19 protein-coding genes are annotated in these 26,654 nt (G+C 50.8%); 2 read left to right on the forward strand and 17 right to left on the reverse strand.

The window, feature by feature from the left end; genetic code table 11:
* Positions 1-630: 630 nt before the first annotated feature.
* From ACFWUL_RS06950 to ACFWUL_RS07005, 12 genes are all read right to left on the reverse strand, one after another.
* Complete coding sequence (locus ACFWUL_RS06950; protein ID WP_297020599.1) at positions 631-1,443, reverse strand: hypothetical protein; 813 nt, start codon at positions 1,441-1,443, stop codon at positions 631-633.
* Between the two features lie 89 nt (positions 1,444-1,532).
* A complete protein-coding gene (gene smpB, locus ACFWUL_RS06955; RefSeq protein ID WP_297020600.1) occupies positions 1,533-2,015 on the reverse strand; it encodes an SsrA-binding protein SmpB in 483 nt (160 codons plus the stop codon).
* A gap of 114 nt (positions 2,016-2,129) precedes the next feature.
* Positions 2,130-4,184, reverse strand: a complete 2,055-nt coding sequence (rnr, locus tag ACFWUL_RS06960; RefSeq protein WP_297020604.1) for a ribonuclease R — start codon at positions 4,182-4,184, stop codon at positions 2,130-2,132.
* A 170-nt stretch (positions 4,185-4,354) separates the two neighbouring features.
* Positions 4,355-4,591 carry a preprotein translocase subunit SecG gene (secG, locus tag ACFWUL_RS06965; protein ID WP_296097617.1) on the reverse strand — a complete coding sequence of 79 codons (237 nt, stop codon included), beginning with the start codon at positions 4,589-4,591 and terminating at the stop codon, positions 4,355-4,357.
* A 194-nt stretch (positions 4,592-4,785) separates the two neighbouring features.
* Positions 4,786-6,279, reverse strand: coding sequence for an ISLre2 family transposase (locus ACFWUL_RS06970; protein ID WP_416176797.1), 1,494 nt, complete (start codon positions 6,277-6,279; stop codon positions 4,786-4,788).
* A 502-nt stretch (positions 6,280-6,781) separates the two neighbouring features.
* Positions 6,782-7,291 carry an NYN domain-containing protein gene (locus ACFWUL_RS06975; RefSeq protein ID WP_297021682.1) on the reverse strand — a complete coding sequence of 170 codons (510 nt, stop codon included), beginning with the start codon at positions 7,289-7,291 and terminating at the stop codon, positions 6,782-6,784.
* The gene (gene rlmB, locus ACFWUL_RS06980) at positions 7,288-8,139 is read right to left on the reverse strand and encodes a 23S rRNA (guanosine(2251)-2'-O)-methyltransferase RlmB (protein ID WP_297021683.1); all 852 of its coding nucleotides are present in this window, start codon (positions 8,137-8,139) and stop codon (positions 7,288-7,290) included. The genes ACFWUL_RS06975 and rlmB overlap by 4 nt, the downstream gene beginning before the upstream one ends.
* Positions 8,126-8,599: a Mini-ribonuclease 3 gene (locus tag ACFWUL_RS06985; protein ID WP_297021684.1), complete on the reverse strand. Its 474-nt coding sequence runs from the start codon at positions 8,597-8,599 to the stop codon at positions 8,126-8,128. The genes rlmB and ACFWUL_RS06985 overlap by 14 nt, the downstream gene beginning before the upstream one ends.
* A complete protein-coding gene (gene cysS, locus ACFWUL_RS06990) occupies positions 8,589-10,034 on the reverse strand; it encodes a cysteine--tRNA ligase (RefSeq protein ID WP_297021685.1) in 1,446 nt (481 codons plus the stop codon). Before cysS ends, ACFWUL_RS06985 begins: the two co-directional genes overlap by 11 nt.
* 778 nt (positions 10,035-10,812) lie before the next feature.
* Positions 10,813-11,184: a P-II family nitrogen regulator gene (locus ACFWUL_RS06995; protein ID WP_297021687.1), complete on the reverse strand. Its 372-nt coding sequence runs from the start codon at positions 11,182-11,184 to the stop codon at positions 10,813-10,815.
* A 12-nt stretch (positions 11,185-11,196) separates the two neighbouring features.
* On the reverse strand, positions 11,197-12,504 hold the full coding sequence (locus ACFWUL_RS07000; RefSeq protein WP_297021689.1) for an ammonium transporter: 1,308 nt from the start codon (positions 12,502-12,504) through the stop codon (positions 11,197-11,199).
* A 581-nt stretch (positions 12,505-13,085) separates the two neighbouring features.
* The gene (locus tag ACFWUL_RS07005) at positions 13,086-13,835 is read right to left on the reverse strand and encodes an NAD-dependent protein deacylase (protein ID WP_416176814.1); all 750 of its coding nucleotides are present in this window, start codon (positions 13,833-13,835) and stop codon (positions 13,086-13,088) included.
* An 856-nt stretch (positions 13,836-14,691) separates the two neighbouring features.
* Between ACFWUL_RS07005 and ACFWUL_RS07010 the strand changes: the two genes are divergently transcribed.
* Positions 14,692-15,255, forward strand: coding sequence for a hypothetical protein (locus ACFWUL_RS07010; RefSeq protein ID WP_296097600.1), 564 nt, complete (start codon positions 14,692-14,694; stop codon positions 15,253-15,255).
* A gap of 359 nt (positions 15,256-15,614) precedes the next feature.
* Here the strand turns inward: ACFWUL_RS07010 and ltrA (ACFWUL_RS07015) are convergent, their stop codons facing one another.
* From ltrA (ACFWUL_RS07015) to ltrA (ACFWUL_RS07035), 5 genes are all read right to left on the reverse strand, one after another.
* On the reverse strand, positions 15,615-17,027 hold the full coding sequence (gene ltrA, locus ACFWUL_RS07015; RefSeq protein WP_416176815.1) for a group II intron reverse transcriptase/maturase: 1,413 nt from the start codon (positions 17,025-17,027) through the stop codon (positions 15,615-15,617).
* A gap of 465 nt (positions 17,028-17,492) precedes the next feature.
* Complete coding sequence (gene citC, locus ACFWUL_RS07020; RefSeq protein WP_297021695.1) at positions 17,493-18,593, reverse strand: [citrate (pro-3S)-lyase] ligase; 1,101 nt, start codon at positions 18,591-18,593, stop codon at positions 17,493-17,495.
* Positions 18,594-18,912: 319 nt separating this feature from the next.
* Positions 18,913-20,271 (reverse strand): bifunctional folylpolyglutamate synthase/dihydrofolate synthase, encoded by a 1,359-nt coding sequence (locus tag ACFWUL_RS07025; RefSeq protein WP_416176816.1) that lies wholly within the window; start codon positions 20,269-20,271, stop codon positions 18,913-18,915.
* Positions 20,272-20,391: 120 nt separating this feature from the next.
* On the reverse strand, positions 20,392-23,043 hold the full coding sequence (locus tag ACFWUL_RS07030; RefSeq protein WP_297021699.1) for a valine--tRNA ligase: 2,652 nt from the start codon (positions 23,041-23,043) through the stop codon (positions 20,392-20,394).
* Between the two features lie 686 nt (positions 23,044-23,729).
* Positions 23,730-24,992, reverse strand: coding sequence for a group II intron reverse transcriptase/maturase (gene ltrA, locus ACFWUL_RS07035; RefSeq protein WP_416176787.1), 1,263 nt, complete (start codon positions 24,990-24,992; stop codon positions 23,730-23,732).
* Between the two features lie 904 nt (positions 24,993-25,896).
* Here ltrA (ACFWUL_RS07035) and ACFWUL_RS07040 point away from each other — a divergent pair.
* Complete coding sequence (locus tag ACFWUL_RS07040) at positions 25,897-26,589, forward strand: TVP38/TMEM64 family protein (RefSeq protein WP_416176817.1); 693 nt, start codon at positions 25,897-25,899, stop codon at positions 26,587-26,589.
* The last annotated feature ends 65 nt before the right edge of the window (positions 26,590-26,654 follow it).

The following is a 26,654-nucleotide window of genomic DNA, read 5'->3' on the forward strand; positions in this document are numbered from 1 at the left end:
GATCCGAATATCGGTATTCTCCAATCCCATAAATGGGGCTAAAGGTTGCAGATGAACATTGCCCCGCTCGTTCACCGGGTGGTGGGCACTTCGCACCGAGGGCGTGAGGTACATTACGCTTCGCCGAGCTGCGTCCTTCCAGCCAGGACTCTATCCTTCGGCCAGGGAAGATGCAACGCACAATTCATATAACGTCGCAGATTTTCTTAACAGGAAACCTCCCTATCTATGAAGAGAGCAGTGTTTTAACCTTTCCCACTCATGGAGGAGGTAACGAGCGCAGGAGGGCGGAGGGATTCTCGCTGAAGTCACTCCTACCGTTCTACCCCATAATCCCAGCCCCCCTGCGGCATTTCCATCCATTTCCTATAGCACCCCTCCACCGCTGACACGGCCACCCTCTTTCTAAAGAGGGTGGGTCAGGGTACTGTTTTTAGCGACGGGCTCTGTGAATTCACAAGGCGGCGCTATATGAATCATACGCCGCACCTTCCCCGCAGTCACCTCAGCCACTTCAGCCACCTTAGCCACTATGACCGTATCCATACGTTCAGCCGCCCGTCACCATGCCTTCTCCAATCAAAAATCGGGGTTTGAGTCTCAATATTTAAAACTCAAATCCAGATTTTTTTATTTTTCTTCTTTCTTTTCCGGCACCAGAATCTGGCCTTCTGCAAAAGCAGCGGGATAGGAATATTCCCGCATTCCATCCTTGAATTCTACCGTCAGCCGCCCATCGCTGATTTCTGTAATGACCCCTTCTCCATAGTCAGGAGAAAGGACCAGTGTCCCTTCACTTAAATCAATGTACCGGGTATTGCCGCGATGGGTTTCTTTTGCCACGTGGGGCGAAATCGTATGGCGCCGTTCCGGCTTTTCCTGTTCCGGCACCCGGTAGGTCCTGCCTTTACCCTTGGGTAGGGTTTCCTTTTTCGCTTTTTTCTTGTCCGGGAAAGCGCTCTTTTTCAGCTTTGCCGGCAGGCCCTGGGGATACATGACATGTTCTCCTGTGGCTTCATAGGTCACATAGACTCCCCGCTCCGTGATGCGGCTGACTACCCCTTTCCCCAGCTTTTCATCGTTCACTGCAAGGCCCACGGTGACTTCATTTCTTTCCTGATTTCTCTGCCGATTCTCCGTCCGGTCCTTGGTATCGAAGGTAAATACCTTCTTCTCAAAGGGCTTACCATCGGCCCGGGATTTGGAAATCCGGCTTCCATCATCCCTTTTGCGGCGAGGAATGACCTTTTCCACATCTCCGAAGGCTACGGTAATACCATCTTCCGTCACCTTTCTTACAATGCCTACGCCCAGGGTACGGTCTTCAAATTCCACGCCCGGTTCCAATTTTCTCCTGCGGAACGTTCTGTTTCCATTGGCCCTTCTGTCTTTATGAAAGGGTTTCCCGCCTTTCCTGTGAAAGGGCTTATCCGATTTATCCATTTCTTTCTCCTTATTCCCATTACAACCTGAACAGCAGCCTGGTATTTACATTACTTTACACTGAATGGTTTCTTTCTGCAACCTTTGGGCTACCGCCAGTCGTAACGTTGTTCCTTGATTCTGCGGTCCAGATCCTTTTTCGCCGCCTTTTCAGCCATATCCTGCCGTTTATCGTATAATTTCTTCCCCGTAGCCGTACCAATTTCCACTTTCACCTTGCCATGACGGAAATACATCTTCAGGGGCACCAGGGTATACCCCTTCGTCTTCAGCTTCATTTCAATTTTGCGGATTTCCTGCTTATGGAGCAGAAGTTTCCGGGTACGGAGGGGATCGTGGTTAAAAATATTGCCCTGCTCATAGGGACTGATATGGGCATTCCAGAGGTATACCTCTCCATTTTCTACTTTCGCGAAACTGTCCCGGAGATTTACCCGTCCTGCCCGGATGGATTTCACTTCCGTCCCGGTGAGAGCGATCCCGCATTCATAGGTTTCGTGTATAAAATAATTATGGTAAGCCTGCCGGTTCGTAGAAACCGGCGGTGCTGTCTTCAACTTTTCCTTTGTCATCAATGCATCCTGCTTTCCGGAATCGGTTCAAAGGACTTCTGCAGACCCCGGGGCTGGAAGCGCCGCCCCTGTGCAGGGCCTCCCTCCCCATCGGCCGGGCTGGACCTGCCAGCCTTACCTGCTTCTTTTTCCTTTACCTTTTCCCTTTCCTTTGCTCCCTTTTTTCTCTTTCTTCCGGGAATGGGATTTGGAGGAGCTTCTTGTTTTCTTCTCCAGGTTCAGGGGAGAATGGATTTCTCCGAGGATGAAATCTACTTCTCTTCTTTCCTTGTCCGCCTTCACCAGTGTCACCCGGACCGGCATTCCCATGGAATAGGTGGTACCGGAGAACCGGCCTTTCATGGTCATGGTGTCTTCCTGGTAAACGTATTCATCATCGTCCATGGAATCGATGTGGACAAGGCCTTCTACCCCATTGTCCAGGCCCACGAAGATACCGAACCTGGTAATCCCCGTAACATGGCCGTCAAAGGGCTCTCCCACGAAGGGAACCATGTATTCCGTCATCTTCAGGTCATCCACGTCCCGTTCCGTTTCCGTTGCATTCTGCTCCGTTTCAGAGCAGTGCTCCGCGGCGCGGATGAGGAATTCCGTCTGTTTTTTCCGCTGGGCCTTCGTCATATCGTCATGAAGGGCCTCACGGATAAGACGATGGACCATGAGATCCGGATATCGGCGGATAGGCGAAGTGAAATGGGTATAGCATGCACTGGCAATGCCGAAGTGTCCATTGTTATCGGTACTGTAGCAGGCCTGGGGCAGGGAACGGAGCGTCATCACCTGCACTACCGCCTCAATGTCCTGGCCCTTCACCGATTCCAGCAGCTTCTGCACATCCTTTGGCTCCGGATCGTCGGGGATATGAATAGGAAGACCCATGATGGCAATGAGGCGCTTCAGGGAATTCAGCTTATCCTGGTCCGGATGGTCATGGACACGATAAATGGATGTGTGGCCTGTCTTTTCCAGGAACCGGGCCACCGCTTCATTGGCAGCGATCATGGCATCTTCGATCATTTTCTCCGCTTCCCCGCGGACTCTCTTTTCGATGCGAAGGGGCGTGCCATCCTCGTCGAGGACCACCTTATATTCGGGGAAATCAAAATCCAAAGCTCCCCGACGGGTTCTGTTATCCCGGAGCGCCTTGGCACATTCCCTCAGGTCTTCCAGCATAGGAAGGTGCAGCTTCAGGTCTTCCGGTGCAATTCCTTCATCAAAGGCTTTGTTGATTTCCGGATAATTGCAGCGCCTTGCCACCCGGACGATGGAAGGGGAAATACATTCCGTCTTCACCGTGCCATCCGGCGCCACATCCATGACACAGGACATGGCGTACCGGTCTTCATCATGGTTCAGACTGCAAAGGTCATTGGACAGCTGGAAGGGAAGCATGGGAATCACCCGGTCCGCCAGGTACACACTGGTCCCCCGGCGATAGGCCTCATCATCCAGAAGGGTTCCCTTCCTCACATACCTGGACACGTCGGCAATATGGACGCCCAGTTCGAAATGGCCGTTCTCCTTCTTTTCACAGTACACTGCATCGTCCAGGTCCTTGGAATCAGGGCCGTCGATGGTAACGATAGGAATATTCCTGAAATCCTTCAGTCCCTTTTCCATCCGGATATCCCGGGAAAGGTGGTCCGCTTCTTCCATGAGGTCATCGGAGAACACATGGGGCAGCCGATGCTGGGCTACGATGATATCGATATCCAGGCCCTTGTCTCCTTTATATCCGATGATTTCAGTCACATGGCCTTCCGCATCGGTCCACTCTCCGGGCCACCGGGTTACTTCTACTACCACCCGGGCCCCTGTGGTGGCTCCCATCTCCTGTCCCTCAGGGATCTGGATTACCATATCCACCTTTTCATCGATAGGCACAGCCTCTCCGCCGCCCTTGAGCATTTCATAGGTGCACACAAAGGTATCATTGGCTCTTTCAATGACTCTGGTAATCCGGCCTTCCGTATTGTGACGGCCGGTTTCACTCTTCATGGTCTTTACTTCTACCGTATCATTATTGACCGCATTCAGATGGTCCTTCTCCGCAATATACACATCCTCATGATCTTCATCGGTCAGAAGGAATCCGAATCGGCCGTAGGACTTGTAGGTCCCCTGCAGTACCACTCCCGGCTTGTAAGGCAAAAGTTCCTTTTTCTCCATTTATATCTCCTGGTTCAAATACCTGCATCGCAGGAAAGACTGACCCTTCGCCAACGGCCGATATTCCTGCATAAAAAACGATCTTCTCTATTAAGACTACATGAAATGGGGCCCTTCTGCAAGAGCAAAATAAAACGAGGCCTGCGGCCGGCAAGCCTCGTTCCGCCTGATCAGAAAGTATTCATGTATCTCCCCAGTACAAGGCAGAGAACAGCAAAAATAGTGCCAAATACGATGGTGAACTTCGACAGCACCGCATCCTTGCCACGGGTCCTGCCGCCGGCCATATTCTCCGTACCTCCGCCGATGGCTGTTCCCATGCCGGCCTGTTTCGATTCCTGGCCAACAACTACCACAATCAGAAGTAAAGAGACAATCAATGTCAAACCAATCAAAAAGTACTTCACTGTAAATCCTCCTCTGCACCTGCCACACTCAAGGCAGATACGGCCTTTTTCCGAATAAAATGATAAATATCAAAGACTATTTTATACTAAACCGGGTAGCGGGTCAAGAGGAAGGGTCGGATGAGTATGTGTCAAGGTTTTCTCGGTACTTTATTTGACAGTCGACGTTATCAGGTTTCCCAGCCTCTGCTTTCTCAATAAATCTGTATCGCTTTAGCAAGCTGGCCCATCGGAGTTGAAGTCGCTCCATATACGCCTATACGGCCTTCCAGGCACCCGGGACGGTAATTCCGTGCGTTCCTGTGCCATTTAGCGTCCCTGGCGGCTTTGCGGTTCGTTTTTACGGCTGCTACGACCGCCTTATGCATCTGCCGGTCCATCTTCTTGTAGGCTTTGCCTGCAGCACAGTAAATCAGGGCTTTTTCCAAAGTGTCATTCTGGGTAGCAGTAATCAGCGTGCCTATTGAATCCATACCTATCCTGCACCAGCTGCGCCCCTGCTTTTTCAGACGGTAGCTATAGCGTCGGTGGTTGCTTTCAGCTGCCCCCAGGTGGATATCGGTTCGGATTCCGCGCTCCCGGATGCCCGGGATATAGTCGGCGTTGCGACTCAGATAGTCTGCCAGTCTCCGTACCTGCTCGGCCTGTTCTTCTGTTTCTGCGTAGCTGGCAGCCGTATCCAGATATGGCTTCATATCTGTGATGACATTTCTGCTCTTATTCAGTTCAAGCACGAATTTATCGATGAATCCACGTGGGCAGAAGCTGAGGCGGGTCCGCACTTTCTCATTCACATGGTATCTGTCCCGGAAATGGTAATGTGTCTTGCATCCCTCGACTATATCGTCGAAGTCACCGAAATTATATCCTGCTCCGCCATCCCCGTTGGAAAGTACTGTAATCTCGCTCAGATTGTACCGGCCATGCACCCACACCTTGACGAGTTCAACCAGCCTTTTCCTATCCGTTCCAGAGAAGCAGTGGTACCCTGTCAGTCTCGAACGTTTCCCATTCTTCTCGACGCCCTCATAGACCTGGATTCGGTGAAGTTCTATGTTCTGGCCGCCTTTGGTATCGGTGACGGGGTCCGCCTGCTGCTTCATTACAATCCCATCGCCCTCAATAGCCAGCAGCCCGTTCTCCGGTACTCTCTTCTCGGCCTGCTCCATAGCTGCATCTGCTGCTTCGTATTTTCTGACCATTTGGGCGGCAGCGCGGCTGAGATTTGAAACTGTCTGATGTGAAATATCCGTCTGGGTCAGAATTTTCACGATATGGCTCACATTACGGAACTGGGTAACCTGGGTAGCCTGCGCAATGCGCAGAATCACTCCCATGCTATAGTGACGGGAAGGCAGAAATCCAAATTTCTTATCTAACGGGTAAAATCCCTGCTTTCCGGCCATCTCCAGCCGCCTCCGCTTGTAGGTGACAGGACCAAACAGGCAGTATATGGTTCTGGAATCCCGCCGGGAAATCCGCCACCCCTGAGGCTTGTAGACCCTATCGTACAGCTCGCCATCGATCATTTCGAAGGCCGTCGCCACAAGAAGGCCAAAGAGTTCCGTGAAGAGGTGCCAGAGAACCTGCTCCATGGCCAGTGAATCCTTGGAATCCTTGATACTCTTGAGAATTTCCTCCTGAATAAAAGGTTTGAAAAGTTCGATATTCTCTGATAAAATGCTCATTGGGAAGAGTCCTTTCTTTTGATTTTGTCGCAAGGAAATTATAACATTTCCATCAAAGGGGACTCTTCCCTTTTCTATCCAGCAGGGGAGAAATCCTCTACCGAGAAACATTTTACACTAAGGTCGGATGAGATACAAAAAAGACTCTGACTCTGAACCTAAACCGAACAATAGCCTCTAGCCGAGGCCCCTTCCTTGGGGATGTAAGCGAACTGGATTCGTAGTAAGCATCGGCGAGCGAAAATCCAGTGAACCCTTTCCCAGCGAAGTCGGGCAGGGAATCCCCAACGGGGTGGGGTTAGCTGATGGAAAATGATTGAAGCGCCGCAGGCTGGCCATCTTTCCTGGCCGCTAGTAGCTAGAAGCCCCGCCCGTTCACACGCATCCATAGCCACACGAGCCCCGCCAAACGGAACTGTTGCATAAATAAAAAAATGCGGCGCCACATTATTTTTGTTTGTGCGCCGCACCACTATTCCTCATCCCTCATTCTTGATTTCCCCTACTTTTTTCTCATCTGATCCAGTTTTTCCTGCACCGATTGGGGAATGGCTCTTCCAATCTCGCTGCGCAGGTTTTTCCGGTTATTATGGGTGATGAAGGTGGCCTGCACCGCCTTATCATCTTTTACCGCCTTTACCAGGTCATCCACTGCCACCCGGTAGGCGCCGTTTCCCATGACCTGGCTCTGTTCCGGCCCGTCGGAGGTAACCACGAAAATGTGGCGGTATTCATCCCGCCGGAGGTACGATTCTTTTTCGATGTAGCTGTCGGCGGTCATACGGCTGGGCGTATAAACGAGAGTAAAGGAATCGGCCAGTTTCTCTACCTTCGCCTTTGTGGACTGTCCCTGGCCATCAAAGACGATGATCACTTCGATATCGTTGTGGGCGCCATAGTCCTGCATGAGGTCCACCAGCTTTTTACGGCTCGATTCCAGGTCTTCCCGGTCAAAGAGTTCCGGCCGCCAGAAGATGACGTTGTATCCATCCACCAGATAGAGATCTTTCATGACTGGCTCCTCTGCTTTGCTGCTTCGTAAATCAGGAGGGCTGCTGCCACGGATACGTTCAGGGAGGACACCTTTCCCTTCATAGGAATGCGGACACAGAAATCGCAGAGCTTCCGGGTCAGTGGACTCACGCCCTTCCCCTCTGCTCCCATAACGATAACAAGGGGCCCCTTCAGGTTCGCCTCGTAGTACAGGTCTTCTCCATCCATATCTGCCCCTACCACCCAGAATCCTTTGTCCTTTAAAGATTCCAGGGTCTGCCGGATATTTCCGGTCTGGCATACCGGAAGGTAGGCAAAGGCACCAGCTGCTGTTTTCATGGCCGCCGCCGTAACAGGGGGGCTCTTATGTTTGGGAAGGAGTACCGCCGCCGCACCGGCACATTCCGCTGTCCGCACGATGGCCCCCAGGTTTCTCACGTCCTCCAGTCCATCCAGAAGAATAAGGATAGGAGACTTCCCTTCCCATTCCGCCAGCACTTTGTCCAGGTCCGCATATTCATAGGGCTTCAGGAGTGCCGCCACTCCCTGGTGCACCACGCCCCGTGACAGGTCATCCAGCCGTTCTTCGGTCACCTCTTCCACCGCCGCCCCAGTATTCTCAGCCAGGTTCAGGATAGAAAGGAGCCGTTCATCCTTCTTTCCATCCTTCACGAATACTTTACGCACACTCCGGGTACGGAGGAATTCGGTCACACTGTTTCGTCCGCAGATGAGGAGGGAATCCGAAGACTCTCCCCGGATTCCCTGTTTTCTGTCTCCCCTGCCAGGCTTGCGGCCTTTCCTCAGGCCTTCAGGTCCGGACCTTCGATTGTTTTTGGAAACCATTTTTCTTTTATCCATTTTCATGGCCCATTTCTCCTGCCACATACTTCAGGCTTCTCTGCATGAGGAAATCAAGACGCTCCGTCTGTCCCGAAAGCTGGAGGTATCCAAGGAGCGCCTCGAAGGCCGTAGACTCCCGGTACTCCTCTACCGTAGCACTTTTCGGCACATGGGAGCTCGTATTTCTGGCCCTTTTGCACACCTTCAGTTCCCTGTCATTCAGGAGTTCCCTGATTTCGAAAAGGATCCGGCTCTGCCAACGGGCAGAGACGATTTCCGATGCCAGGCTGTTCAGGATCTGTACATTATATATGCCCGTATCAATCAGTGATTTCCTGATAAAGAACGACCAGCACACATCGCCCATGTACGCCAGGGTCAGGGCATCCATGGAAAAGACCTCCTGCTCACCGAGAACAGGAGATGCTTTACCGATTTTGTGGGCCATCTGTTTTTTCAGGAACAGGACTCTTTTAAACTCCACGCTTTTTCCACCTTGCTCCTGTAGGAGTATCTTCAATCACAATACCGATTTCACCCAGCTTATCCCGGATTTCATCGGCCAGCTGGTACTGCTTTGCCTTTCTGGCGGACTGGCGGACAGAAAGGATGACGTTCATGAGGTCATTGTAGTCCTTGTCGTCATAGGCTTCTTTCTTCTTCCATTCCTTTTCCAGAATACCGAGGATATCCAGGATGGTCTTGAATGCCTTTCCTGCCTTATCCAGGGCTTCCCTGTCGAAGGAGGTGCCGCCATGTACTTCGTTGTAGTACACGTTAATGGCCTTTGCCAGGTCAAACATGGCACCGGTAGCAAGACCTGTATTGAAATCATCGTCCATGGCATCATGGAAGACCTTCATGTCCGTTTCTGCAGCCTTTTCAAGAGCCTTGGAGGCATCTGTCTTTTCGGTTCCCTCTTTGCCGGAAAGCTCTTTCACCCGGGCAATGACGTCTTTCAGCTTATCCATATTCTTTTCTGCTTCTTCCAGGCGGTCATCGGAGAAGTCCAGGGGGCTTCTGTAATGGGTGGACAGGAGGAAGTACCGGAGCGCATCGCCGGAATACTTTTCCAGCACATCCTTCACCAGGAAGAAATTGTTCAGGGACTTGCTCATCTTTTCAGAATTGATGGTAATGAAACCATTATGCAGCCAGTAATCCACGAAATGGCAGCCCGTGCATCCCTCAGACTGGGCAATCTCATTTTCATGATGCGGGAAAATCAGGTCAGAACCGCCGCCGTGGAAATCAAAGGTCTTCCCCAGGTAATGGATGGACATGGCAGAGCATTCGATGTGCCAACCCGGACGGCCTTTGCCCCAGGGACTTTCCCAGAACGGTTCTCCCGGTTTAGCCGCTTTCCAAAGGGCAAAGTCTCCGGGATTTCTCTTTTCGTCATTCACTTCAATCCGGGCGCCTGCCAGCATGTCCTCAATCTTGCGGCCCGAAAGTTTTCCATAGTCCTTGAACGTGGAAATATCATAGTACACGTCACCGCCAAGAACATAGGCATGGCCCTTTTTGATCAGGGTCTCCACCATGTGGATGATATCATCCATGTGTTCAGAAACCCTGGGGTACACATCGGCCCGGCGCACATGGAGGGCATCCATGACCTGGAAATAGGCATCGATGTAGCGGTCGGAAATGGTCTTCCAATCGGTCCCTTCCGCATTGGCTTTGTTGATGATCTTATCATCCACATCGGTAAAGTTCTGGACAAAGGTCACTTTATAACCGATGTATTCCAGGTACCGGCGAATCACGTCCCAGGTCACTGCCGGCCGGGCATTGCCGATATGGGGATGGTTGTATGGGGTGACGCCGCAGACGTAGATCTTCGCTTCCCCCGGGGTAATCGGTTTAAAAACCTCTTTTTCCTTGGTCAGTGTGTTATAGACTTTAATTTCTTCCATTTAAATTCCTCCATCACGAGTCAGATCAATGCTTCCATTTCAGAAAGACAGACAAGGCATTATTTCTACAGTGACACAATCCCATCATCTTCTTTCTTCATTCAAAAAGCCACCGCCTCACAGAGACGGTGGCCCGTTATTCCACTCTGTCGGCAAATGCCGCACATTCGGCTGTATCGCAGCCCTGCGGAAAAGGATACTTCAATTTCCCCTTTTCAGCTCCCAAAGGCATTTCCTGAAAGATCGCTCCAGACATTCCCACCATCCATGTCCTCTCTGCAGGATGACTTCCAGTACTTCTTTTGATCATCACTCGAAAATATAAATATAAGCATTCACAGCTGACCTGGCTTTTGACCCCACACTCGCCTGCTGGAGCGTTCGCTACCCGGTATCTTCCTCTCACTACTGACCCTCTCGGTTTTCCCGGCAGGACTTACATCTAAACCGCACCATGCTCAGCAGGAATTTTTCCTGCGTTACGTGGATCGCTTTGGCTGCGACTACCATCGACTTTCAGCCACAGACCTGCAATGCTTATTTATTATTATAGATGGAGTATGTGGAACCTGTCAATATGGAAACGATAAAAGAAATGCGTTTAAAGCGGCTGAAAGATGATATCTGCAAATTAAATGCAAGGCTCAAAACAGAAGCTTTCAAACTCATCGCCCATGTAGCCAGACATTTTGCTAACCAGGTTAAGGTGGAGAGGCCCAACGGGACAGATTCTCAATTAAGCCCAGCTTTTTGCGATAAGTCCACAGTATTCCTTCATTCACGCTTTATCATCGATAATAGCAGCACCGCCTTTTTCGCCGGTACGAATTTTCACGGCGGTCACCAGCTCAGAGACGAAGATTTTTCCATCTCCCACATGGCCGGTGTTGCAGGTGTCCCGAATTGTCTGGATCAGTTTTTCCAGGGGAGTCTCATAAATGACGATTTCTATTTTGATTTTCGGTAGGAGGTTCACGGAGAGCACGTTGCCCCTGTAGATTTCTTCCTGTCCATGGGTGAGGCCGCAGCCGTAGACTTCGGTCACCGTAATGCCGGTGACGCCGATTTCATAGAGCTTGTCTTTCAGCTCTTCCAGTTTCTCCGGCCGAATGACCGCGTCCACTTTGTAGATTTTCTTTTCTGTTTCCATCCTGTTCACCTCTTACAGTTTATTATACGCTCTTTCACCATGATCGATGAGGTCCAGGCCCTGGGCTTCTTCGGAAGCGCTGGCACGAACCTGCATGAAGCATCCCAGTACTTTGATGATGATAGTGGTCATCACTACGGCCACAATGATGCCGATGATAATGCCGGTAATCTGGGGAATCATCTGGGCCGGGTTTCCATAGAGGAGGCCGTCGGCGCCGGCATCGTTAATGGTCTTCGTGCAGAAGACGCCGGTCATGAGGGCGCCCCATACGCCGCCCATGCCGTGGCAGCCGAAGGCGTCCAGGGAGTCGTCATAGCCGAATTTCGTTTTCACTTCGGAAACAAAGAAGTAGCAGAGGCAGGGTGTAGTGAGGCCGATGATGAAGGCGGCGGAGGCATCTACGAAGCCCGCCCCCGGAGTGATGCCTACGAGACCGGTAAGGATACCGGTCATGAGGCCCAGGGCAGTCATTTTCCTATGAACAATCTGTTCAATGATAATCCACACAAGACCGGCGGTGCAGGAGGCGATGCCCGTATTGGCCAGGGCCTGTGTCATGACGTCGTTGGACATGAGGCCGGCACCGGAGTTGAATCCGAACCATCCGAGCCAGAGGAAACTGCCGCCCAGGCAGACATAGGGAATGTTATGGGGACGAAGGGACAGGAAACCGTATCCCTTTCTCTTGCCGATGAGAATCGCAGCCGTGAGAGCGGAGAAACCGGAGGTCACATGAATGACCGTGCCGCCGGCGTAGTCCAGGGCTCCCATGTCCCGGATGAATCCCCCTACACCCCAGACCATGTGGCACATGGGGTCATAGACCAGGGTCCCCCAGAGGAGGATGAAGAGGCAGTACGCAGGGAAACGGGTCCGTTCCACGATGCCGCCGCTCACGATGGCGGGGGTCAGGATGGCAAAGGCCATCTGGAACATGGCGAAGAGGATATGGGGAATGGTTTCCGAATATTCCGGGTTTGCCGCCATGCCTACATGGTGGAAGAAGGCCCAGTCCAGGTTCCCGATAACGCCGCCCACATCGGGTCCGAAGGAAAGGGAATAGCCATAGACGAACCACTGTACCGTGAAAATAGCCAGGCACACCATGGACATCATAATGGTATTGATCGTGTTTTTCCGGCGTACCAGGCCGCCGTAGAAAAAGGCCAGGGCCGGGGTCATGATAAGCACCAGCAGCGTGGCGATGGCCATGTAGGCCATGTCCGCCCCATTCAGTTTACTTTCTCCATCCGCCGCCAGGGCAAGGGTCGGCAGGAAACAGGCCCCAAGGAAGGGGGCAGGTATGTATTTCTTCATAGCAACCATCCTTATCTGCAAATAAAAAAGCCGCCGGGAACACAGTATTCCGCAAAGCAGCACCATCACCATTTTTTATGAACTTGTCAAAGGGAAAAGGTTTCCTGGGCCCTTTCCTGAAATACCGGTAAGTACGATTCCTTACCCCTTTCCGGGATACACGGAATGCATCGGTAACACCTCCAAAAAAAGAGAGAGCCTCCGTTTTCTACGAAGGCTCTCTTGCCGTTTATTTACTTATGTAGATTATTATAGCCACAGTGGATGGATTTTGCAAGGGGATGGATTGAAAATTGGAATCTCAATAGCCCGCAAATGTTTATAGGCATAGTGGCTAAGAGGACTAAGGTAGCTCAAGGGGAACGCCCTGCGGGCGAAAGAAAGGTGTGCCGCGACAAAATTAAAGCGGCATGAATATTTTATCCAGCAGCGAAGCCGCATTCCAGTATCGCAAGGCGGCGCTTACCTGTTTGTACGCCGCCACCTTACCCTTGAGCGAAGCCAGTTCCCCTGAGCCACTTCACCATCAGCCGTTACCCCTCAGCCGCCTTCCAACGCTTCCGTCACACTATCCCACTGTCTCACTCAGCATCCGCCATCTTCGCCGCCTCGTCCAGTACTTTGCCGATACTGTCGTGGAAGACCAGGTCACAGGACGAATCCTTGGCCGTTTCATCCCGATTGATCATGACGAGACTGTCGCCGGTGAAATAGTCGATAAATCCCGCTGCCGGGTACACCACAAGGCTCGTACCGCCGATGATAAGCATATCCGCCTCCTGGATGGCCTCCATGGCATCCTGCATGGTATCCATGTCCAGCGGTTCTTCGTAGAGCACCACGTCCGGCTTGATAATACCTCCGCAAACGGGGCAATGAGGCACCGGATGGCAGAGGGATAGAAATTTATCCACGGTGAACGATTTCCCACAGCCGATACAGTAATTCCGAAGGACAGAACCGTGAAGCTCCAGTACATTCCGGCTCCCCGCCCGCTGGTGAAGGCCATCGATATTCTGGGTCACCACGGCAGAAAGCTTTCCTTTCCTCTCCCAGTCCGCCAGCACATAGTGGGCCCGGTTCGGACTTGCTTTCAGCATGGCTTCCGTGAAGGATGCATAGTTTGTAAAAAATTCCACCGGATGCTCCTCAAAGAAATGGTGGGACAGCATCTCCTCCGGCGTCCAGGGCAGATCCGTCTTCTGCCGATAAAGACCGTTAGCACCGCGGAAATCGGGGATATCGGACTCCGTGGATACGCCGGCACCACCAAAGAAAACGATGCGATGGTGGTTCCGGATCATGTCTGCCAGTTTTTCTATGTCTGTCATGGGAGGCTCCTTTCTGCCATGTGGGGCAAATGTCAATGAGAGGGATTATGGCTGGCTGTAAGACGGTATTGCTGTATAGGGCCTGCGCAGCCCTACTATCCCTTATTTTTTATTGTATCACGAAAATCAGGAGAATATTTCAAAATTCCGTCAAAATCTCGCAAAGGAGGGAGAAATAGGCAGATGTACGTACAAACGGCAGGAAAGCCGAGAGTCAGGAGTGGCAATAACGGTGCCATGCGATAGAGGTTATCTGTTGGATACACCGCAGGCTATCGTCTTGCGGCGCTGGCCGCTATCTGGTAGTCTCCCTTTTTCAAAGGCAGCAGTCCTGCATAGGACTGCTGAGCCGGGCCCAAGTTGGTGCTTTTTCTGCACATTAAAGCACCTTCCTTTTGTGGCCCGGCCGGAATGATGTCTGCTAAGCAGACAGAGGGATTCTGATAGGTTTACAGTGGATAATACGGATATTTTATAGAATTAGTTATATAACTGTTAGACGATAAAGATAGATGAGAACATGCTTAGCGGGCCGAGATCCACCAGTACCCATCCCTATTTCTCAGCCATTGTCAGCTCTCTTCCGGGAAGAGAGCCTCGTACAGTGTCATTGGCACGTTTGGAGTGCAGAATCTTCCGGAAACCATCTGGAGGCGCAGCCGCGGTCAAGGTGTATAAGGCGTTGCCTCTCAATTTGTGCGATCCCCCTTGCGCCGCAGACCATTTTCCCCGGCCACTTTCCTGATAGCGGCAGAGCCGATGTTTCCTCAATCTCGGTTTCGACCTCAATCTCGTCAACCCTCTCTTCCTTCTTTGGGTTATAATACATATAGCATGTAATCACAAGGAGGTCATTATGAGTCAGTTAACACTTGCTAAAGCTAAGGAAATCCTTCCGAAATACACGACGGAAGACCATCTTTTCACTCACGCCCTGGCCGTAAGTGCTGCTATGGGCGCCATGGCAGACTATTTCCACCAGGACAAGGACCACTGGGAAGCCATCGGCTATCTCCACGATGTGGACTATGAAAAGTATCCGAACGAGCACTGCCACCATGTCCGAGAATTTCTGGAGCCCGAAGGGGTAGATGAAGAAGATATCAATACCATCATCTCCCACGGCTGGGGTATCTGCGATAACGACGTGGAACCTACCACGGATATCGAAAAGAGCCTGTTCACTGTGGATGAACTGACGGGGGTGGTCATGGCCTATGCCCTCATGCGTCCGGAAGGCATTACGGGCATGGAAGTAAAGGGCCTGAAAAAGAAATTTAAAGATAAGCGCTTCGCCGCCGGCTGCAACCGGGACGTCATCAAGAAGGGATTTGAAATGCTGGGTCTCGATGCAGCTACAGTGATGCAGGCCTGCATTGATGGCATGACTGCCCACAAGGAAGAACTGGGGCTGAAGTAATAAGGGAACCTTCGACTGATGAAAAATAACTGAAAGGGAACGCCCTGCGGTCGAAGGGAGTAGTGTGCCGCAGCAAAACTAATTGGCGGCATGAATATCATATCCAGCGGCTTTCCCGCGGTCCAGTATCATAAGGCAGCGCTTCTCTATTTGTGTACCGCCTCCACCACCCTGGCCGCAGGCCATTTCCCTTAAGCCACCTTGCCCGCAGGGATTTTCCCCCTCAGCCATTATTCCCTCTTTTATAACCCCTCTTTACCCCTCTTTTATAACCTTTTCTCTATAATCGAGTAGGAGGCGGGCACTTACCCGCCGACCTCTCACACCACCGTACGTACCGTTCGGTATACGGCGGTTCTCTAGTTTTCGCATACTTGCTTATAGTAGCTCGTTAGGGACACATATCCCTGGCGGGCTATTTCTTTATTGCTAAGGATTTGGTTCAGCATAAGTGCCGCCCTCCATGTCCCTTTTCGGCAGTTGGCCAGTTCGTGTACCTTCCATTCCGGTATTTTGTATTGCCGTATCATTCGGTACTTTGTCCTGACCTTTTTCCACTGTGTCCAGTAGATGGCTCGTATTCGCCTTCTCACCCATTCATCCATCTCACGAAGCATTCCTGTCATATCTGCCAACTTAAAGTAGTTCACCCATCCTTTGGCTATCTGATTGAACCTTACTGGGCGCATTTCATTACTAATCGCTTTATTGCGGTTGGTAATAGCCCTCAGGTTTTCTTTCAGTTTGCTCTTGGCCTTCGGATGTACTCTGAAGTGGCATTTTCCTTTCTTGCGATAGAATCCGTATCCCAGATATTTTACCTTGGATATGGATTCCACGCTGGTTTTCTCCCTGTTCACTTTGAGGAACAGCTTCCCTTCAATGAACGGGATGATGTGGACTAAGGTTCTTTCTGCACTTTTCCTGCTTTTACACAGTATCATGCAGTCGTCTGCGTAGCGCACAAACTTATGCCCCCGCTTTTCCAGTTCCTTGTCCAGTTCATTCAGCATGACATTCGCAAGTAGAGGGCTGAGTGGTCCTCCTTGTGGTACGCCTTTCTCACTCTTTTCAAATATCCCGTGAGACATTACGCCTGCATTGAGAAATTTATGTATGAGCGAGATGTCTCTGCCATCTTTTACAGTACGCGAAAGAATCTCGATGAGCTTGCTTTGGCACACCGTGTCAAAGAATTTCTCAAGATCCATGCTTACCGCATAGACATATCCTTCCTCCGCATACTTTTGGCATTGTCTTAAGGCATCATGGGCTCCCCGCTTTGGACGAAATCCCAAACTGGAATCTGAGAATTGCGGCTCATAGATAGGCATAAGTACTTGGGCTATGGCCTGTTGCACTACCCTGTCTACTACCGTCGGTATTCCCAACTTACGAAATTTGCCTTTTTCTGCCTTGGGTATTTCTACCCTGCGGACCGGTTCAGGGGTATATTCCCCTGCCACTATCTCCTCAAGCAGGTCCAAGCGGTGCTCGCTAAGATACGGTAGAAGTTCATCTACACTCATCCTGTCGACTCCGCCTGCCCCTTTGTTGGATTTCACTTTCCTGTAGGCAGCATTCATGTTGTCACGGGATAAAATCCGCTTAAGGAGACTGTCCGTTGGCAAGTCTGCAATGATGTTGTTGTGTTCAGCAATCCCCACATGGATGGGCACTCCGGCATATCCCTGCTGTTCCGCAGCTGCTTTCTGCCAGTAATCTTCTTTCTGAAGTTGTCTGCCTTTAAGCCCATGGTTGGTTACTTTCATTGACTAACATCTCCTAAAGTTCGGCCCTTCCCAGATATCTATAGGTCATCTGGTACTATGGCTTCTGCTGACTTCTCACGACAAATCTTATTTCAACCACAGCACAGCCCAATAAATACAGCCTTATTCTGCTGTGTCCGTGAGACCTCCCCAGGTAAGAACGCACTCTTTCTCTCCATATATCCGCCACATTTACTCTACAGGATTCCGTACAGCTATGGGACTTCAGTTTGTATGGCAACCTTATCCATCCTGCCGTAGCCTTATGTGATTCTTGTACATCGGACCGGAGATTTGCCTGCACCTTCCTTCAGATTCCACCTCACGATGGACACCCTTGGTGTTCGGCTATGACCTTCCCGCTGTCGGGCAGTCTAGGGACTTTCACCCTCAAGAGTGCACCCATGCTGGGCGCACCATCAAAACAGCCCCCGACCGAATTTGGTCGGGGGCTGTTTTACGTCCTTATTTCTTCTTCATTGCTTCCGCTGCTGCGGCTGCTTCTTTCGCCTTTTCTTCGGCTTCCATTTTCTTGAAAGCTTCGGTCATCTTGATCTTGCGGATTACTTCCTGGCCGGCGGGGCTCTTCAGGTAAATGAGGGTGGTCTTCGGAACCATGCGGTACACGGTCTCCCAGTCGTCTTCCGCCAGGGCCTTACGGACGGTGGAGGCGGAGACAATCTGGTTCCCCTTCTGTTCCCGAGGGATTTCCTTCAGCTCAATGCCGTTGGCTGCAAACACTTCCCGCATGGCATTGTTGTAGGCCATGGTAGTCTTGTCGGTCGGTTCTTCGCCTACAAAGCGGACCGTAATATTCAGGGCTGGCGCAATGCGGGTGGCAAAGACTGTGGCGTCCAGTTTTGTCTGGGCTGCCAGTTCATCGGTGCCTTTAATGAAGTAGGTAGGGAATGTGGCGTTGGAAATGATGAAATCGCCACCGCTGATGACTTCAACTCCCTTCATGTCACGAACCCCCTGTTTTATGAGAGAGAAACGGTCAGAGAATGGGAATATGGACCGATCTTCCTGGACAGCGAAAATAATAACTTCGTCGCAATTGTTGTGAGCATATTCTACAAGGCTCCGATGGCCCAATGTAAAGGGATTGCAGTTCATAACGATGGCGCCCCGGTTCTTACCTTCTCCGGTACCCAGGATAGCCCGTACCCGTCCCAGATAATCCTCCAGAGTATCTGTACCCCGTTCCAGCAGGGCTGCGTATGGTTCCGCCACTGCCACACATTTAAATCCCATGTGTTCAAAAACCGGCACGTTCTTTGGTTTCGTGAAAATCTGGTTTCCCGTAATCCCCCGGCGGTTCGATTCACCCTGAAGATTCCGGATAATGCGGCGGGTGAGCCCCTTCTTCTGGTAATCTTTGCGGATGGCGATATCCCGCATCACCCTTCCGCCAAGGGAACCGGTACCTATGAGCTGACCATCATCGTAGAGCCCCATGGTGTAGTCAATGTTTCCCGTAAATGTAAGGTCAAAGGTTTTCAGAAATTCGACGACCTTTGCTTTTTCAGCAGGGTCAGTCAGAAATATTTCGTGTTCAGAAATCATAAGCAGTTCCTCCTTCGTAACAGGCCAGGCTTCCCGGAGGAAGTGGCAGGATCCGGTCAATACCGGGATTCTAGAAGTGTATCAAAAAGAGTATATTTATTGTCAAAATACTGTATATTTTATTCCCACTACCGCTATTATAACATAGCCCCTCTCTCTCGGAAATAGATTCTATAATTTAATTTCATCCAATAATGAGTTTATGTAAATTCCTCTTTACCCTTATCATAGCATAGGAATGAAAAAATAGAATTGATATATATCAAGAAAAACCGGGAAAGAAAATTCTTTCCCGGTTTTCTTGTATAGGGAGGAAGGATTATTTCTTTTCCCCTTCCCCTGTTTTTTCAGCTTCTGCTGCTTCCATTTCTTTTTCTTCAATATACCGGATGGCATCGCCCAGTATGTAAAGAGATCCGCAGATGAGAACAATATCATTTTCTCCGGCTGCCTTCGTGGCATCTTCCAGAGCTTCTCTCACCGTGCTTTCCGGTTTGAAGTCTACCGCAATGTGCTGCTCTACGATGAGTTTGCCGATGTCTTCCGGCTTTCTTGTCCTCGGTGTGGGCGCAGGGCAGGCAAAGACCATGTCTCCCTTACGGATGAGGAGCTGGATTACGGTCTGGGTATCCTTATCGGCCAGGGAAGTGAAGACGAAAATCCGCCGTTTCTTCGGATACTGTTCTTCCAGGGCTTCTGAAAGAGCTTCGGCACCGGCAGGGTTATGCGCCCCGTCCATGACGTAGGTAACGCCGCGGATGGTGTGGATTTCGAAGCGTCCCTGCCAGCGGGTACGTGCCAGGCCCTCCCGGAGGTCGTTTTCATTGACCCGGTCATCCTGCTTCATGATAACCGTAAGGGCCATGGCAGCCACCGCAGCATTCACGGCCTGGTGGGCACCTACAAAAGGAACATAGAGAATGCCCTTTTCCAGGTCCTTGGGCACGTCCTTCCTTTTGATTGTAATGACCTGGCCCTGGTGCCATCTGCTGCGGGAGTCGATTTCAAAATCCCGGCCGTAGAAATAAATACGGGATTTTTTCTCGTGGGCCTCTTTTTTCAGCTGTTTCAGGCCACCCTGCTGGGCCGCTGTGACAACAGGAATTCCTTCTTTGATGATTCCCGCCTTCTGGTGCGCGATTTCCTGGAGTGTATTGCCCAGGTACTTCATGTGATCCATGGCCACATTGGTGATAATGGAGACCACGGGGATAATGACGTTGGTGGAGTCGTACAGTCCTCCCATCCCCACTTCCATGACAGCATAGTCCACTTTCTGTTCTTTGAAATACCAGAAAGCCATGGCCGTGAGGAGTTCAAATTCCGTGGGCGCTTCCACGCCATCAGCCACCACTGCCTCCGCTGCCTCACGGACCACAGTGGCCGTTTTGGCAAAGTCTTCCCGGGAAATGTCATGGCCGCAGACGTAGATCCGTTCTGTGTAGTCCACAAGGTGGGGAGAGACATAACGTCCCACCCGAAGCGTGGCATTTTCCAGTACGCTGGTGATCATGGCGGTAACGCTGCCTTTGCCGTTTGTCCCGGTGACGTGGACCACTTTGTAGGCGGTCTCGGGATGTCCCAGCTTTTCGAGCATGGCTTTAATCCGTTCCAGTCCCGGTTTTATGCCAAAGGAAGCTGCCTGTTCGAGCCAGGCTACTGATTCTTCGTAATTCATAGTTTCTCCTTTGAATATGAGATAGCGTATGTGCAGATGAGATCAAGGGGAGTAGGGCCTGAGGCCCCGGGGATCCAGACCTTCAGGGGTTCAGGCCCGCTCCCCCTCAGCCACTTTCTATTACAGCTGCTGGAGGAATTTCAGGCGTTCGTCCAGAGATTTCATCTTTTCTTCGAATTCTGCCAGTTTATCCTTTTCTTTCTGAACGACCGCTTCCGGCGCTTTGGCGAGGAAGCCTTTGTTGTTCAGTTTTCCGGAGGTCCGGGCAATTTCTTTTTCCAGGGAAGCCTTGTCTTTTTCGATGCGCTTTGTTTCTTTTTCTGTATCGATGAGGCCCTTCAGTTCCAGGTATACTTCCATGCCGGTGACTACGGTGGTCAGGGCATTTTCCGGTTTCGCAGCCCCTTCGTCCAGGAGGTGGATAGTTTCTACGTGGCCCAGTTTTTCGTAGTATTCCTTATGAGATTCGATGGCTTCTTTCAGATCGTCCCGGAGAATAGCCACGTCAATGTGGCACATTTTGTTCGGTGCTACGTTGGCTTCGGCCCGCATGTTGCGGACAGCCTTGATGGAGTCCATGATCCGTTCGAACTGTTCTGCTTCCTTCGGGAACCGGAGGTTGTCATCGGCCACAGGCCAGGGAGCTCTTGCCAGAATTTTGCCTTCATGGGGCAGGTGCTGCCAGAGGTGTTCTGTAATGAATGGCATGAATGGGTGTAGCAGGGCCAGCATCCGGGTGAGAGTGTACACGAGAACGTACTGGGTCACCTTGCGGTCTGTATTGTGCTCGCCATAGAGACGGGTCTTGGCGGTTTCAATGTACCAGTCGCAGAAGTAGTTCCAAGCAAAATTGTAGATGGAGTCAGCTGCTTCACCCAGTTCGTACTTGTCAAGGTTCGTGCTTACGTAGTCTTCGGTGGCAGCGAGGCGGTCAAGGATCCACTTGTCTGCCAGTGTGTACTGGTCAGCGGTGGGAACGAAGTCTTTATCATAGTCATCCAAGTTCATAAGGGTAAACTTGGTGGCATTCCAGATCTTATTGGCGAAGTTCCGGTTTCCTTCTACCTTTTCATAGTAGAAACGCATGTCGTTGCCAGGGGTATTGCCGGTAACCAGAGTGAACCGAAGGGCATCGGCGCCGTACTTGTCGATAACTTCAAGCGGATCAATGCCGTTGCCCAGGGATTTACTCATCTTGCGGCCCTGGGAATCCCGGACGAGGCCATGGATGAATACGTACCTGAATGGAATTTCATGCATGAATTCCATAGACATGAACATCATGCGGGCTACCCAGAAGAAAATGATATCGTAGCCGGTGACCATGGTGGACGTCGGGTACCACTGTTTCAGCACCGGAGTCTGGTCCGGCCAGCCCATAGTAGAGAATGGCCAGAGGGCAGAGGAGAACCAGGTATCCAGTACGTCCGGGTCCTGGTGGATGTGCTTGCTGTGGCACTTCGGGCATTCCGTAAGATCCGTGCGGGATGCGGAAACGGCGCCGCAGTCATCGCAGTACCATACAGGAATACGGTGGCCCCACCAGAGCTGGCGGGAAATGCACCAGTCGTGAATGTTGGAGAGCCACTGGATGTAGGTCTTGGAGAACCGTTCCGGTACGAACTTTGTCTTGCCGGAAGTGACGGCATCCATGGCCGGACCGGCAAGAGGTTTCATCTTCACGAACCACTGTTTCGTGGTCATCGGTTCTACGACGGTCTTGCAGCGGGAGCAGTGGCCTACGGCATGCTTCGTTTCTTCAATCTTTACGAGAAGTCCTGCTTTCTTGAAATCTTCGATGATGGCTTTCCGAGCTTCATAGCGGTCCATACCATTGTACTTACCTGCCTTTTCATTCATGGTGCCATCTTTGTTCATGATGACGATGGTGGGCAGATCGTGGCGCTGGCCCACTTCGAAGTCGTTGGGGTCATGGGCCGGGGTGATTTTCACGCAGCCTGTGCCGTATTCCATATCTACGTAGTCGTCGGCGATGATGGGGATTTCCCTGTCCGTGGTGGGCAGCTTCACCATCTTGCCTACGAGATGGGCATAGCGCTTATCCTTCGGGTTCACCGCTACTGCGGTATCGCCGGGGATAGTTTCCGGGCGAGTGGTGGCAATCTGGATGTAGCCATCCTCACCAACAATGGGGTAATTGAAATACCAGAGATGGCCTACTTCATCCTCATGTTCTACTTCGATATCAGAAAGGGCCGTCTGGCAGCGGGGGCACCAGTTCGTAATACGGAAGCCCTGGTAAATGAGTCCCTTTTCATAGAGGGAAACGAAGACTTCCCGCACAGCCCGTGCGCATACGTCGTCCATGGTGAACCGTTCTCTCTTCCAGTCACAGGAAGAGCCGAGACGGCGAATCTGAAGGCCGATGCGGTTGCCGTATTTTTCCTTCCACTGCCATACCCGTTCCAGAAATTTTTCACGGCCCAGGTCATACTTTGTGAGCCCTTCTTCAGCAATCTGCTTTTCTACCTTTACCTGGGTAGCAATACCGGCATGGTCCTTGCCTGGGAGCCAGAGGACATTATATCCCTGCATTCTCTTGTACCGGATGAGGATATCCTGGAGAGTATTGTCCAGGGCGTGGCCCATGTGCAGCTGTCCCGTCACATTCGGCGGCGGAAGGACGATGCTGTAAGGTTTCTTCGTGGGGTCCGGTTCATCGTGGAATACATCATTGTCTTCCCAGAATTTGTACCATTTCTGTTCAATCGCACTGGGATCATATTTCCCAAGGTCATTCGTGTCTGCCATACTATTCACTCCTAAAAATAAAAAATCTCCTCCATCCACATAGGACGAAAGAGTGCTTCCGCGGTACCACCTAATTAATCATTACAATGATCTCTCATTTGCGGATAACGTGCGCCACGGACATTTCTGCCAGCTCCGGGGTGACCTGCTGTTTCCTTATATACCGCCTTCCCACCAGCCGGCGGCTCTCTGGAATCAATTCCACAGCTTCTTCCCATCTTTGCTTTTCATAGTATGAAATTATGATAGCAGGTCATGGAAGGAAATGCAAGAGGGGGATGGCAGGATGGTGAGTTGGTATGTTGGTGATTTGGTGAATTAGTGAGTTGGTGAGTTGGTGGGTTGGTGGGACAGTGGGACAGGGGCGGGCTTACTGCTATCCGCTTACAGCTGACAGCTTGCAGGGAATCGGCCGTGTCCAGGGGATGTGTGACTTAGTGGCGTGCGAACAGATGGGCCTTGAGCCTTGAGCTTTGAGCTTTGAGCCTTGAGCGGGACAGGCTATCCGGGCCAGGTGCCGGATGGATAAGTGCGACCATACTGATGGGCTTCCAGCTGCCAGCAAAGTTGGACAGCCTGCGGCGGAGCCGCTTATCGCGTCGAGTAGACGGAATCAGATTTCTCTGTCCGCCCCTCACGGAACCGTACGTGCGGTTTTCCCGCATACGGCTCTTCAAATAGTCTTTTCAATTCCATATCTGCACCATGATTCTTGGAGGGGATACATGTTCCGCCCATATTTCGCGAAACTTTTCCCATCCTAAGCTCTTACGTTGGCTTCTCTTATTCAGATATTTATGTGTCATGTACTTGGTAAACCGTACAAAGCCGGATATTCCTTCATAGTTTCCATTAACACCGTAATAACTGTAGTGCCCTCTGAGCTTTGCATTGAGATGGTCCACCATTTCGTGTACTGGCATATGCATATTTGCTTTCAGCCATTCCTTGACATTCTTCTTCTTTGTTTTCAGTTTCTTCTTGCTAGAGCGCACGCCAAGTCGGTATGTTCCGGTCCGAGTCCGAGTGTCATAGAACGTGAAGCCAAGAAAGTCAAATTCCTTGCCTCCCTCGCTATTTCTCCCAATGGGCAGTATCCGTGTCTTGTCTTTAGCAAGCTCAAGGCTATATCTGTCCAGTCTCTTTCCCAACACATCATAGACCTTTCGTGCATCCTCTTCGTATTCGAAGAGAACGAGAAAATCATCTGCATATCTGACATAGTACATTTCACCTTTCATACGAGGCTTTACAGTCTCCATCATCCAGGTATCCAGCACGTAGTGCAGATATACGTTGGCCAGTATGGGCGATATAAGCCCGCCCTGCGGCGTTCCTTTATCGCTCTCATAATATTTGCCTTCTTCCATAATCCCGCTTTTAAGAAATCTGACGGTGTACCGCAGAAAATTCTTGTCGGCTATGTCTCGGCTCAGGAATTCCATGAGCTGCTTTTGGTCCACGTTGTCAAAGAATCCTTTGATGTCTGCTTCCAATACCCAGTTCACGTTTCCTCGCATAATGGCCCGGTCAATCACACGGATTACGTCATGAGCACTCCGTTTCGGTCTGAATCCAAAGGAACAGTCCAGAAATCTTGGCTCGTAAACGGCTTCCAGTAAGTAAGCCATGACATACTGTACCAGCCTGTCTTCATAAGCCGGTATTCCCAATGGACGGCGTTTGCCATTTCCTTTTGGTATATATACCCTCTTTACTGGTTTGGGCCTGTACTGGAATTTCTTCATGGATTCCACCAGTTTACTGATGTTTTCCGTGACATTCCTGTCATAATCTTCCCTACTGACTCCATCAACTCCTGTAGCCTTGCCTTTTCTCTGTTTGAGATGGGCCGCATACAGTGTTTCTGCATTGACTCGATGCATCAGCCCTTCCACTCTTTCGTGGCCTGCTGATAGGAATCTAATCTCTTGTACATGTTTTGGCATTCTTTTGCAACCTCTTGTGTCTGAATGTTCTGCACAATAAGCACAACTATTTGCTGTTCCCTTCGCTCCATCCGCTTTCACAGACTTCCTTACTACTATGGAACAGTCCGACTCCTGCCGAAGTATTTGGGTCTCTCCTCTTCGTAGGATTCAATTCCCATACCTTGCGGACCTCGGCAGGTCTCCCAGGTACATACATAGTATCTTGCACACTCGCCATGCCCTTGGACCCCGGTGGCACCTGCATGTTTCTCGCTTAACGAACCATGCATTACAGTCTGCGTCCATCGAGAGAGAATCGACTGCCACTCTTCATCGTTACGGGGCTGAATAAGCTTCACACTCACGGAGTCACCGCTTTGCATTACGGCTCTTGTGCTCCCCTGTCTACGCTTAGACTGCAACCTCACGATTGCAATCCCAAGACTAGGTACCAGCTGCCTGCTAAGCTTTGCTGGGTCATGGACTTGCACCACGGCTATACTATGTACGCCGAACTGGCGCACCTCGATCTCGGTCTCGACCTCAATCTTACCATTGCCGCAGGACAGAGCCCAGTCCCTTCCGTTTAACTCTTCTCTTTTCCTAATGGGAACGAATCGCATAATCCTTCGATTTTATCGTTGTTTCCCCATTTCATAGATAACTATATAAATTGGAAAAAGCCTGCAAACTGTATTATAATGTATAAGGCTAAAAGTAAAAGTTTGCAAAATCTTGACTATTCCTATACAATGATATCGTTTCACATATAGAAACGACAGGGTTCCGGAAATCAGATTCTGAAATTTCCCGTTCCCCTGTTCCCCATTCCCGGTTATTTCGAAAAAAATGATCTGCCCATGCGCCGTTCCATGGCGGCAGGATTCCTCAATTCCCTGGCGGACGGCGAAAAGGATACTATATGATTGACAAATGTAAAAAGATCATAGGCTTTGTGATCCTGATCATTGCTGCCATCATATCCGTTTATGTAGTCCGTACTTACTACCCGGAGTTCTATTATCATACGATCCATCTGACCATGGCCGGTGATGTGGATGGGCTGGCAGACTATATTTCCTTTTTTGGATATGGTGCTTTTCTGGTGAGCATTGGCCTCCTTATCTTCTGCAATGTATTTGGCATACCTACTATCCCCTTCCTCACTGTAAATGGTGCCCTGTTCGGACTCATTCCGGGCATTATCATTTCCTGGATCGGCGAAGTGATCGGCATTGAAATCAGCTTTCATATCGGCCGTATTTTCTTCCGCAAACAGGCCCGTGCCATCATTGAGAAAAAGCATATGCTCACAAAGCTGGATAAGTACAGCTGTGTGAAGAATATGGCCCTGGCAAGGGCTATCCCCTACTCCCCCAATATTCTCTTCACCGCTATCGCTGTACTGAGCAAACTCACCTGCCGGGAACATCTGAAAGCTACGCTCATTGGGAAAATCCCATCGGTCATCGTAGAAGTGTGGCTTGGCCATGATCTCATTTACTTCTCCGAACACGGCACCCGGTTCCTCGTTCTTCTGGGTCTTCTTGTCTGTGGATATGTACTCCACCGGATGTATAAGAAACGTCATTGTTTCAAGAATAAATGTCTGTAAGCAAAATGGTCGGCTCCAAAGCCGACCATTTTTTACTGCCTCAGGGATGGTAAAAAGTCGTGGAA

The organism is Dialister sp. (assembly GCF_047832375.1).
Classification (GTDB): domain Bacteria; phylum Bacillota; class Negativicutes; order Veillonellales; family Dialisteraceae; genus Dialister.

What these genes read in the sequence shown, in the direction of transcription:
- citC (WP_297021695.1), bottom strand. Translation starts at nt 18,593, where the DNA reads ATGATTTCTGAACACGAAATATTTCTGACTGACCCTGCTGAAAAAGCA.
- rnr (WP_297020604.1), bottom strand. Translation starts at nt 4,184, where the DNA reads ATGGAGAAAAAGGAACTTTTGCCTTACAAGCCGGGAGTGGTACTGCAG.
- ACFWUL_RS07025 (WP_416176816.1), bottom strand. Translation starts at nt 20,271, where the DNA reads ATGAATTACGAAGAATCAGTAGCCTGGCTCGAACAGGCAGCTTCCTTT.
- smpB (WP_297020600.1), bottom strand. Translation starts at nt 2,015, where the DNA reads ATGACAAAGGAAAAGTTGAAGACAGCACCGCCGGTTTCTACGAACCGG.
- ACFWUL_RS07005 (WP_416176814.1), bottom strand. Translation starts at nt 13,835, where the DNA reads ATGACAGACATAGAAAAACTGGCAGACATGATCCGGAACCACCATCGC.
- ACFWUL_RS06975 (WP_297021682.1), bottom strand. Translation starts at nt 7,291, where the DNA reads ATGAAAGATCTCTATCTGGTGGATGGATACAACGTCATCTTCTGGCGG.
- ACFWUL_RS07030 (WP_297021699.1), bottom strand. Translation starts at nt 23,043, where the DNA reads ATGGCAGACACGAATGACCTTGGGAAATATGATCCCAGTGCGATTGAA.
- ACFWUL_RS06970 (WP_416176797.1), bottom strand. Translation starts at nt 6,279, where the DNA reads ATGAGCATTTTATCAGAGAATATCGAACTTTTCAAACCTTTTATTCAG.
- ACFWUL_RS07000 (WP_297021689.1), bottom strand. Translation starts at nt 12,504, where the DNA reads ATGAAGAAATACATACCTGCCCCCTTCCTTGGGGCCTGTTTCCTGCCG.
- ltrA (WP_416176787.1), bottom strand. Translation starts at nt 24,992, where the DNA reads ATGCCAAAACATGTACAAGAGATTAGATTCCTATCAGCAGGCCACGAA.
- ACFWUL_RS07040 (WP_416176817.1), top strand. Translation starts at nt 25,897, where the DNA reads ATGATTGACAAATGTAAAAAGATCATAGGCTTTGTGATCCTGATCATT.
- ACFWUL_RS06995 (WP_297021687.1), bottom strand. Translation starts at nt 11,184, where the DNA reads ATGGAAACAGAAAAGAAAATCTACAAAGTGGACGCGGTCATTCGGCCG.
- ACFWUL_RS07010 (WP_296097600.1), top strand. Translation starts at nt 14,692, where the DNA reads ATGAGTCAGTTAACACTTGCTAAAGCTAAGGAAATCCTTCCGAAATAC.
- cysS (WP_297021685.1), bottom strand. Translation starts at nt 10,034, where the DNA reads ATGGAAGAAATTAAAGTCTATAACACACTGACCAAGGAAAAAGAGGTT.
- rlmB (WP_297021683.1), bottom strand. Translation starts at nt 8,139, where the DNA reads ATGAAAATGGATAAAAGAAAAATGGTTTCCAAAAACAATCGAAGGTCC.
- ltrA (WP_416176815.1), bottom strand. Translation starts at nt 17,027, where the DNA reads ATGAAAGTAACCAACCATGGGCTTAAAGGCAGACAACTTCAGAAAGAA.
- ACFWUL_RS06950 (WP_297020599.1), bottom strand. Translation starts at nt 1,443, where the DNA reads ATGGATAAATCGGATAAGCCCTTTCACAGGAAAGGCGGGAAACCCTTT.